This is a genomic window from Aequoribacter sp. (assembly GCF_965659035.1).
Lineage (GTDB): Bacteria > Pseudomonadota > Gammaproteobacteria > Pseudomonadales > Halieaceae > Aequoribacter.
On the sequence record NZ_CBFHWH010000138.1, the window covers coordinates 439 to 3,014 of the forward strand.

Annotated in this window: 3 protein-coding genes; 1 reads left to right on the plus strand and 2 read right to left on the minus strand. The window is 50.7% G+C overall.

Annotated elements, in window-relative coordinates; translation table 11 throughout:
- Nucleotides 1–114 precede the first annotated feature (114 nt).
- Nucleotides 115–885, minus strand: coding sequence for a LytR/AlgR family response regulator transcription factor (locus tag ACTF5Z_RS11730; RefSeq protein WP_438985796.1), 771 nt, complete (start codon nt 883–885; stop codon nt 115–117).
- Complete coding sequence (locus ACTF5Z_RS11735; RefSeq protein WP_438985797.1) at nt 882–2,030, minus strand: sensor histidine kinase; 1,149 nt, start codon at nt 2,028–2,030, stop codon at nt 882–884. Before ACTF5Z_RS11735 ends, ACTF5Z_RS11730 begins: the two co-directional genes overlap by 4 nt.
- 169 nt (nt 2,031–2,199) lie before the next feature.
- On the opposite strand from ACTF5Z_RS11735, the gene ACTF5Z_RS11740 reads away from it, so the two are divergent.
- On the plus strand, nt 2,200–2,576 hold a 377-nt coding region (locus ACTF5Z_RS11740), incomplete at its 3' end, for an SIMPL domain-containing protein (RefSeq protein ID WP_438985798.1).

Genomic DNA, 2,576 nt, shown 5'->3' on the forward strand with positions numbered 1-2,576 from the left:
CAAAACGCCACCTTTATTCGTTATTAACAGACCGCAGAGGTCTAGGGTCACACAGCGATTTCAAGGGCAACAGACCCACTGCGATAAGGTGGATTAATAAACAGCTTAGTTGGACTAATTCAACAAGTGAACGATGGACTGACGGTAGTTTCGGCTCACTTTCAAAGTGGTGTCTCCCTCGAGGTGCAACAAAGATTCCCCTTTTGACAAGGGCGTTATTTGAGTCACCTTATCAAGGTTGACCAGAGTCGAACGATGAATGCGAGCAAATGGCCCGGAACTTAAACGCTGCGACAGCTCCGTCATAGTGCAACGCATAATATGCGTCACAGGACCCACGTGCACACACATGTAATCGCCCGCTGCATCCACCCAATCAATATCGTTAAAGTCAACGAGCTGAATTTGACCATTGTCGCGGATGGTAAGTTTCTGCACGGCGCCAGATGCCGGTGGTTGCAATTGAGTGTCACGCCCCAGCGCTTTATCGACGGCACTCATGAGTTCACCCTTTGACACAGCAACATGGCGTTCTCTGGCCCTCTCAATGGCGCGAGCTAGGCGCGAAGCCTCTAAGGGTTTCAGCACATAGTCTACTGCTGCTAAATCGAAGGCCTCGACAGCATAGTCATCATAAGCCGTTGCAAAGATGAACAGGGGCATAGCGTCGTCTTCTTGAATCGCTTTCACGACGTCAAAGCCGTTCATGCCTGGCATCTGAATATCTAAAAACACCAAGTCGGGTGATTCTTCGCGGATCGCGGCAATAGCTTCCCGACCATTTTTGCACGTACCAATGACTTCAATATCGCCGTTGTCAGCGAGCAATGACAGCAGATATTCTCGCGCTAGGGGCTCATCGTCGACAACTATTGTGCGCATCATGAGGCTTTCGCTCTTTCATAAGCATAAGACAAGGGCAAGCGTATCACGACCATCAATCCACCTTCCCCACGGTTAGCAATATGCATTGTCGCGTTGTCACCATAGGAGCTCGACAGTCGTTCGCGGATATTTCGAAGACCGACGCCAGTGCCAGAGGGTTGCGGTAAATCTTTCGTATCCGCAAGTCCAGGTCCGTCATCACTCACCGTTAATACCAAAGAGTTTTCCTTATTCGTTGCGCTGATTTCGATGGTCCCGCCGTCTTCATTTGGCCCGACCGCGTACTTGATGGCGTTTTCAACCAAAGGCTGAAGCAGCATGCTTGGGATTTGTGCCTCTGTAATACTAGGATCTACATCCACCCGCACCGTCAGCCGTTCACCGAAACGCGCCTGCTCGATACTCAAGTACATTTCTAACGCTTGTATCTCTTGTTGTACGTCTACGGTCTGTAATGGATCGCTTTGTAGGGAATATCTCAGAAAATGTCCGAGCTCAGAAATCATAGTCCCCGCGCGCGCTTTTGAACCGGTCGCTACAAGACCCTGCAAGGCGTTTAGAGTATTGAATAAAAAATGTGGGTTTAACTGATAGCGAAGCATCGTCAACTGCGCCATACGAGCCGCCGTCTCGGCTTGAGCTAAGCGCATAGATTGCTCGTTGCGGTCAGCCGCCATTTTCATCAATACGGCATGCTCGTACTGTGCAAGCTGGTAGTACTTAATACCGTGGTACAAAGCGGTCCAACACAGAAAAATAAAAATAGAGGGGAAGAGCCAACCCCCAAAGTCACCCCACAGGTTCGACTCTTCCGTTAACAGCAAAAACAGCGACAGGCGCATCACTGACCACAAGGTCGCAAACCCCAATACCACAAACGCTACGATCGCCGCGCGTTTGACTAAAGGCGTGTCCCAGCAACGTTTGAGCACGTAGCGCATCGGCCACGTGAGCAGAATACCCAGTACTGACTGAAGAATGTTGTGCCCGATGTAGCTTAGCTCTGGCTGGTCGTACCACAGATTTAAACTGAAATAACTGACGAGCGAGAGCCCTGACCATCCCAAAATCTGCAACAGCCAAAATTGCGAGTTTTGGCTCTCGATGAGGTGTTGCACGAGCGAGTGTCGCTGTTGATTTGGCATGGGCACGCTTCTTACGCTGGGATTATATGCGTTATGTACTGTCAAGCTTGCCTGCTGTTTTATTTTGGTGCAAGTGCCCATGGTATTCTTTGCTTTGCCCAGCCCTCTACTTGACTTAGGATAAGGCGGACTGATCTCTCGTTTAAGTGGCTAAGCCCGAGGAATGACCATGCTCAGACAACCCCTGCTGCGGGTCGCACTAGTATTACTGGCGACTCTCAACGCCCTACCGGTTACTGCATCGGATAGTGCTCCCGCTTACATTGCGGTCTCTGGTACAGCGAGCCTGACGACTACCCCGAACCGCGCCGAACTCACACTGAGCGTCGAAAAAGATGCGAATCAGGCTGCTCAGGCCCAAAAGCAGGTACAGCGCATAGTCGAGAAGGCGCTTGTGTTTCTGTCGCAGCAGAGCATTGAAACGAAGGCTATTCGCTCAACTACCTTGGCGATTCAGCCTCAGTACAGCTGGGACCGAGATCAGCAGCAGCAACGCTTGAATGGCTACCGCGCCTCGCAATCGATAGTCGTAATCTTAAAAGACAT